Here is a 7,363-nt window from a genome sequence, read left to right on the forward strand (position 1 = left end):
CACACGTTACATGAAACAGTCACACGTAACCATTGTTGTCGGTATATGTGGCAACTGCTCAGTAATGTGAAAAAATTCTTGAAAAAATCTGCAAATAGACTCTTTCAGAGAAAGTAAATCGAGTGTCCCACTATTATGAAAAGTTATTTAGAGAGGCAACTTGAAATACGATATGTATAGTCCCTTGTTCTGGCATTGAATAAGGGATTTTTGCTGATGTTATAGATATCACTAATTAAAATGATAATAATAGATTTTTATCTGTTATTTTATAATTACAAATTAATTATTGTGTTAATTTATAGTCACTTTCTATATAGTAGCGGACATATATGATATTTTTTACTCACTTCCATTAAATATATCTGAATGTTATATCTGGTCTTTTAATTTAAAACATTCATTTGCCGGGAATAAAGAAAATGTAATGCTAACTCTTGAACTCTTTCAGTAAAGATTGAGATAAATATTAATCTGTAAAAGCGTAATTCGCTTTTATTGGGATAATTTAAAAGAGCTAAAGCATTATGGATATGCAATCAATAAAGTACGGTAGAACGTTTCATTATCCGTTTTCTCCGGGCACAACCAGTGATGATCGTATTAATCATGACTGGTGGCAGGATATACACAACATTACTCATCTTATTCACACCGAAAAGTTAGATGGTGAAAATAACTGTCTGAATCAGCACGGTGTTTTTGCTCGTTCTCATGCTGCACCAACACAATCTGCATGGACACAACAAATTCGTCAGCGTTGGCAATTAATGAAGGGCGATCTCGGTAATATCGAGATTTTTGGCGAGAACCTGTATGCGATCCACTCTATTGAATACCGACATCTCGAAGAATACTTCTTTGTTTTTGCTGTGCGTATGAAAGATATGTGGCTGAGTTGGGAAGAAGTAAAGTTTTACGCTGATTTATTTGATCTTCCCACTATTCCGGAAATTGTTATTCCTGAAACACGGAATGAACCTGCATTTATTGACAATATTATTCAAACAGCAAAACAAGAAAGTTATTTCTCTTCATGGGATACAAAAACAAAACAGCCTTGCTCAATGGAAGGGATCGTCAGCCGTAATGCAGGTGAATATTCAGTGACTGATTTTTCACATAATGTCTTTAAATATGTACGTAAAAATCATGTGAAAACCGATATTCACTGGAAGCGACACTGGCAACGGGCACCTCTCTACTTTGAATATATGAATGGAGAGAGATAATGAACTGGTCATTCAGTGAAAATAAAACATGGCATTATTTATCTGACACATTTTCTTTTATCGCAGATATGAGTGGCGTTCAGCAGGATCCTATTCATCATGCCGAAGGTGATGTTGCCACTCATACACAAATGGTATTGTCTGCTCTGGAGCAACTGCCTGAATATCAGGCACTGGAGAAAGAAGAGCAGGAAATTTTCTGGGTGTCGGCTTTACTGCATGATGTGGAAAAGCGAAGTACTACGCGGATGGATTGGGATGGGCGAATTATTTCCCCCGGCCATGCCCGTAAAGGTGAATTAACTGCTAGGCAGATTTTGTTCCAGCAAGTAGCGACGCCATTTGCGATACGTGAACAAGTTGCTGCATTGGTTCGTTTTCATGGCTTGCCATTATGGCTGATGGAGAAACCTGAGCCCCAGAAAGCACTACTGGCAGCGTCACTGCGTGTTGATACTTATCTATTAGCTTTGTTGGCAAAAGCTGATGTTTTAGGACGAGAGTGTCATGATGCGCAGGAGCTGCTGGAACGCATAGATCTGTTTGAACTTTATTGTCGTGAACAGAATTGTTGGCGTAATGCACGGCAATTTCCTTCGTCAGAAGCCCGTTTTCATTATTTTTCCACAGAAAGTGAACAGCCGGATTACCAGCCTTACGATAATTATGGCAGCCAGGTCATTCTATTATGTGGATTGCCGGGCATGGGAAAGGATCATTTTATCCGACAATATTATTCAGACAGAGCTGTCATTAGTCTGGATGCAATTCGCCGTCAGCATCAAATAAGTCCGGAAGATAAAAATGCTACTGGTTGGGTTGTGCAACAGGCGAAAATATCAAGTTATTTGCCAGTTACAACGCGAGAGTTAAGATTGTTTATATCGAACAGGGGTATAAACAGTGGCGGCAGCAAAATAACCATCGCCAATATGTCGTTCCGGATAAAGTGATGGACAGGATGCTTTCCAAGCTGGAAGTACCTACTCCTGAAGAAGCGCATGAAGTTTGTTATTTTATTAATGGATTATCAATATCGGGATAAGTTGTTGCTGAGTTCCCTTTGGTAGAATAGGAGAAGGCTAAGTGTATCAGCCTTCTTTTTTCTATAACGATAACAAACAGTTATTTCTGTAATAACTGATAAAATGTCGGGTTATCATCACATTGCCCGCTACCGCATTCCAGAATGGTAGAAACCAGATTCGCGGCGATTAAAAGAGCAAATAACCCCATAGCAAGTTTGCCGAGTATATGCGGTGAAGATTTTACCGGATCATGGTTACCTGCTTTCAAAGGCATAATGACAGCAATAGCGATAATAGTAAGAATGGACATAACCGCTGCCCAAGTATAGAAGTGCAACCCAAGGAAAGTGGAACCATATCCTGTATCTCCCGGCAGGATATGCAAAGAAACCTGACGCATGGCAATAAAGCCGGTTACGATACAGCCTATTAGAGAGAAGCTGTAGTGAGCGTTTTTGACACCGAAATAAATATTAAATAGAAAGCCAAAGCCGATCATAATGATGCCTGCACGTTGTAACAGACATAATGGGCAAGGAAGTTCAAAACGTGCCAGCTGATAATAAAAAGCGACAATTAAAATGACACTGATGCCAAACAAACCAAGAATATTCAAGGTAATAGCTGGATTGAGGTTGCTAGATGCTGACATAGAATTACTCATTACGGCCTCCGGTTAAAAAGAAAGATTCAGTGCATCAGTAGCATGATATTTAAACCAAAATACCGTGATGATTAATAAGGCAAACCAAAGTGCATAAGTGAGTTTTTTCTTGCCAGCCACGACAGTGATAATAATAACTAGCGCAATCAAAAATGGTAAAAACATATACATATTTAATCTCCATTATAAGTTCATAGAATATGTTATATCATTATGGAATAATTGCACATCTAATATGATTACTCATATCTGTTAAATGCAATGATGAAGTCAATGTAAGAATAGTTCACTGATATAATTAAGTTTATTATTATTCTAAATACACAGATCAAGGTATCTGAGGTATTAGAAAATATTAACTTAAAAAAAACCTCCCACAGAGGAGAGGTTTTTTATTGGTTGTCATTTTGAATATAATATTAATTATTATTAAGTATTCCTTTCAGGAAACGTGCAGTATGAGAGTTTTTACACTTCGCAACTTCTTCCGGAGTTCCTGCTACTAATATTTCACCACCACCGCTGCCGCCTTCCGGGCCAAGGTCGACAATCCAGTCCGAAGTTTTAATCACATCCAGATTATGTTCGATAACAACAATGGTATTTCCCTGATCCCGTAGTTGATGCAGGACAGCCAGTAACTGTTGAATATCGGCAAAGTGTAACCCGGTTGTTGGTTCATCAAGAATATAGAGTGTCTGGCCTGTACCCCGTTTGGATAATTCGCGTGCTAATTTAACCCGCTGGGCTTCACCACCTGAAAGGGTAGTAGCGGATTGCCCAAGCCGGATATAGGAGAGACCGACATCTATCAGTGTTTGTAATTTACGGGCAAGGGCTGGGACTGCATCGAAAAACTCACGTGCTTCTTCGATAGTCATATTCAGCACTTCATTAATATTCTTGCCCTTGTATTTAATTTCCAGTGTTTCACGGTTATAGCGCTTCCCTTTACAATGATCACAGGGAACATAAATATCAGGCAGGAAATGCATTTCAACCTTAATGACCCCGTCACCCTGACAGGCCTCACAGCGCCCACCTTTGACATTGAAACTAAAACGCCCCGGAGTATAGCCACGAGTACGGGATTCAGGCACACCGGCAAACAATTCTCTTACTGGAGTAAATACCCCGGTATAAGTGGCCGGGTTTGAGCGGGGTGTTCTGCCGATAGGGCTTTGGTCAATATCAATGACTTTGTCGAAATGTTCCAGCCCCTGAATATCTACATAAGGCGCTGGATTGATGTTGGTAGCACCGTTTAATTGGCGTTGTGCAATTGGGAATAACGTATCGTTGATCAATGTCGATTTACCGGAGCCTGAAACCCCAGTGACACATGTAAACAAGCCAACGGGCAGGTTTAATGTCACTTTTTTCAGATTATTGCCTTTTGCGCCAATCAATTTCAGCATTTTGTCAGGGTCAGCTGCGATACGCTGTTCCGGGATGGCAATCTTACGCTCACCACTCAGGAATTTTCCTGTGAGAGATTCCTTACTTGCCATAATGTTATCGATAGAACCTTCAGCAACAACCTCACCGCCATGTACACCCGCTCCCGGCCCGATATCAATGATATGATCGGCGGCACGGATGGCATCTTCATCATGCTCAACGACAATAACGGTATTACCCAGATTACGCAGATGCAGCAACGTCTCCAGTAAGCGCTCATTATCACGCTGGTGGAGGCCAATCGAAGGCTCATCCAGCACATACATCACACCAACCAGACCGGCACCAATCTGGCTTGCCAGACGGATACGCTGAGCTTCACCACCGGAAAGAGTTTCAGCTGAGCGGGAAAGAGTCAGATAATTCAGGCCAACATTGACCAGAAATTTCAGGCGATCACCTATCTCTTTCAGCACTTTCTCGGCAATCTTTGCACGCTGGCCACTTAACTTGATGTTCTGGAAAAACTCCATCGCATGGCCGATGCTGAAATCAGAGATCTGTGGCAGGGTTGTATTTTCAATAAAGACAAAACGCGCTTCTTTGCGTAGCCGGGTGCCTTCACACGAAATACAGGAGCGATTACTGATATATTTGGCTAACTCTTCCCGTACAGCAGAAGATTCGGTCTCTTTATAGCGGCGCTCCATATTGTGCAGAACACCTTCAAACGGGTGCTTGCGGACAGTGATATCGCCACGATCATTGGTATATCTGAACTCGATGGTTTCTTTTCCTGAGCCATATAAAACGGCTTTTTTAATGGAAGCATTTAATTCATCAAACGGTGTTTCTATATCAAATTTGTAATGATCTGCCAGCGATTTCAGCATCTGAAAGTAATAAAAATTGCGGCGATCCCATCCACGGATTGCTCCACCGGCGAGGGAAATACCGCCATTTTGTACAACACGATCAGGATCGAAGAATTGCTGGACACCTAAACCATCACAAGTCGAACAGGCTCCGGCGGGGTTGTTAAAAGAAAACAGACGTGGTTCCAGTTCGCTCATGCTGTAGCCACACATTGGGCAGGCGAAATTGGCGGAGAAGATAAGTTCTTCAGCCTTCTCATCATCCATATTGGCAACAACCGCCGTACCGCCAGAAAGCTCTAATGCTGTCTCGAATGATTCAGCCAGACGCTGAACTAAATCAGGGCGTACTTTAAAACGGTCGACGACGACTTCAATCGTGTGTTTTTTCTGTAATTCCAGCTTGGGAGGATCGGAAAGGTCACACACTTCACCATCAATACGGGCACGGATATAACCTTGTGCTGCAAGATTATCCAACAGCTTGGAATGTTCCCCTTTACGCTCTTTAACCACGGGGGCAAGTAACATCAGGCGTTGCCCTTCCGGCAGCATCAGGACATTATCGACCATCTGGCTGATTGTTTGTGCAGCCAGCGGAATATCATGTTCAGGACAGCGAGGCTCACCGACGCGGGCAAACAGCAGACGGAGATAATCGTGAATTTCGGTAATTGTACCGACAGTTGAACGCGGGTTATGGGAAGTTGATTTCTGTTCAATGGAAATGGCAGGAGACAGGCCTTCAATGTGGTCGACATCCGGTTTTTCCATCAGTGATAAAAACTGGCGGGCATATGCAGAGAGAGACTCTACATAGCGACGCTGACCTTCCGCATACAGTGTATCGAAAGCCAGAGAAGACTTACCGGAGCCAGACAACCCTGTGATGACTATCAGCTTGTCACGGGGGATTACCAGATTGATATTCTTGAGATTATGGGTGCGGGCGCCCCGAACTTCGATGTTATCCATTTACCATTACCCAGATTATATTGATCGTGCTCAACAAATAAACGCGGTATTATTGCACAAACCCTGCTGAATGGATATACAGTATTTAACAGGATTTATGCGTAACCATTACAGTGTATATCAAGCAATTTCGATTGCTATATAGGCCGTTTTGAGGGACCAAGTAATGGTTAAAAAAATGCAAAGGGTATATACCCTTTGCATTTCAGTCTGATAAGCGATAGCAAAGGAATGAACATAGGCATCGAATGTGACTGAGGGAAGTGAGCGCACCCAATCTAATTCAAGAAGTTGCTTGAAAGATAAATGGAATAAAGTACGATGCGCTTCGCAAAGAATTAAGATAAGCGGTTTTTATTTAAAGTTAAGCCTCGCATGATAAACTACGTTGCTTATAATTACAGAAGTCCGTTTTTAGCAAAAAATCATTTCATCAGGAGTATTCCGAATGGCCAGCAGAGGCGTAAACAAAGTTATTTTAGTGGGTAATTTGGGGCAGGATCCGGAAGTTCGCTATATGCCGAACGGCGGTGCAGTTGCCAACATTACTCTGGCCACGTCCGAGAGCTGGCGTGATAAGCAAACCGGTGAGATGAGAGAGAAGACCGAATGGCACCGTGTGGTCATGTTCGGCAAACTGGCAGAAGTAGCTGGTGAATACCTGCGTAAAGGTTCTCAGGTTTACATCGAAGGCGCGTTGCAGACCCGTAAATGGCAGGATCAAAGTGGTCAGGATCGTTACACCACTGAAGTCGTGGTTAACCCAATTGGCGGTACAATGCAGATGCTAGGCGGCCGTGGTGGTGCATCACAGGATGCTCCAGCACAAGGCGGCTGGGGCCAACCACAGCAGCCACAGGCATCTCAGCAGTTCAGTGGCGGCGGTGCGCCATCATCTCGTCCGGCCCAGTCTCCGGCTCCACAGAGCAATGAGCCACCAATGGATTTTGATGATGATATCCCGTTCTGAATGACATAAAGATTATTTTGTTAAGTAAATTCTTTTGGTGTTAATTATAACCAATTTTTTTTACTTATTAGCAATAAGGTTTTTAGCCTTCCAAAAGTGTAAAGATTTGGAAGGCTTTTTTGTATATAGAAAACCCCCTGCTAGGCAGGGGGTTCCGTAGAGCTTTCAGCGATGAGGCAGCTATAAAAACCCCTTTTGATTTGTTAAAACACCTTGCG

General features: G+C 42.4%; 5 protein-coding genes and 1 pseudogene. 3 read left to right on the forward strand and 3 right to left on the reverse strand.

All coding sequences use genetic code 11. The features are described from left to right. Positions 1-527 precede the first annotated feature (527 nt). Both AACS90_RS19360 and AACS90_RS19365 read left to right on the forward strand, forming a co-directional pair. Positions 528-1,232 (forward strand): RNA ligase family protein, encoded by a 705-nt coding sequence (locus AACS90_RS19360; RefSeq protein ID WP_099123534.1) that lies wholly within the window; start codon positions 528-530, stop codon positions 1,230-1,232. Next, a pseudogene (locus tag AACS90_RS19365) lies at positions 1,232-2,277 on the forward strand (poly(A) polymerase). The gene AACS90_RS19360 and the pseudogene AACS90_RS19365 overlap by 1 nt, the downstream one beginning before the upstream one ends. A gap of 80 nt (positions 2,278-2,357) precedes the next feature. On the opposite strand, the gene AACS90_RS19370 reads toward AACS90_RS19365, so the two are convergent. The 3 genes from AACS90_RS19370 to uvrA all read right to left on the reverse strand — a co-directional run bounded on the left by AACS90_RS19370 (position 2,358) and on the right by uvrA (position 6,175). Further along, a complete protein-coding gene (locus AACS90_RS19370) occupies positions 2,358-2,924 on the reverse strand; it encodes a disulfide bond formation protein B (protein ID WP_241538329.1) in 567 nt (188 codons plus the stop codon). Between the two features lie 12 nt (positions 2,925-2,936). Then, entirely contained in the window at positions 2,937-3,095 is a 159-nt protein-coding gene (locus AACS90_RS19375) for a DUF5993 family protein (protein ID WP_169926676.1), read from the reverse strand. 248 nt (positions 3,096-3,343) lie between these two features. After that, the gene (gene uvrA, locus AACS90_RS19380) at positions 3,344-6,175 is read right to left on the reverse strand and encodes an excinuclease ABC subunit UvrA (RefSeq protein WP_099123535.1); all 2,832 of its coding nucleotides are present in this window, start codon (positions 6,173-6,175) and stop codon (positions 3,344-3,346) included. 448 nt (positions 6,176-6,623) lie between these two features. Here uvrA and ssb1 point away from each other — a divergent pair, with 448 nt between their 5' ends. Further along, positions 6,624-7,145, forward strand: a complete 522-nt coding sequence (gene ssb1, locus AACS90_RS19385) for a single-stranded DNA-binding protein SSB1 (RefSeq protein ID WP_099123536.1) — start codon at positions 6,624-6,626, stop codon at positions 7,143-7,145. Positions 7,146-7,363: the final 218 nt, after the last annotated feature.

It is taken from the genome of Xenorhabdus sp. KK7.4, from assembly GCF_963876465.1.
Taxonomy (GTDB): domain Bacteria; phylum Pseudomonadota; class Gammaproteobacteria; order Enterobacterales; family Enterobacteriaceae; genus Xenorhabdus; species Xenorhabdus stockiae.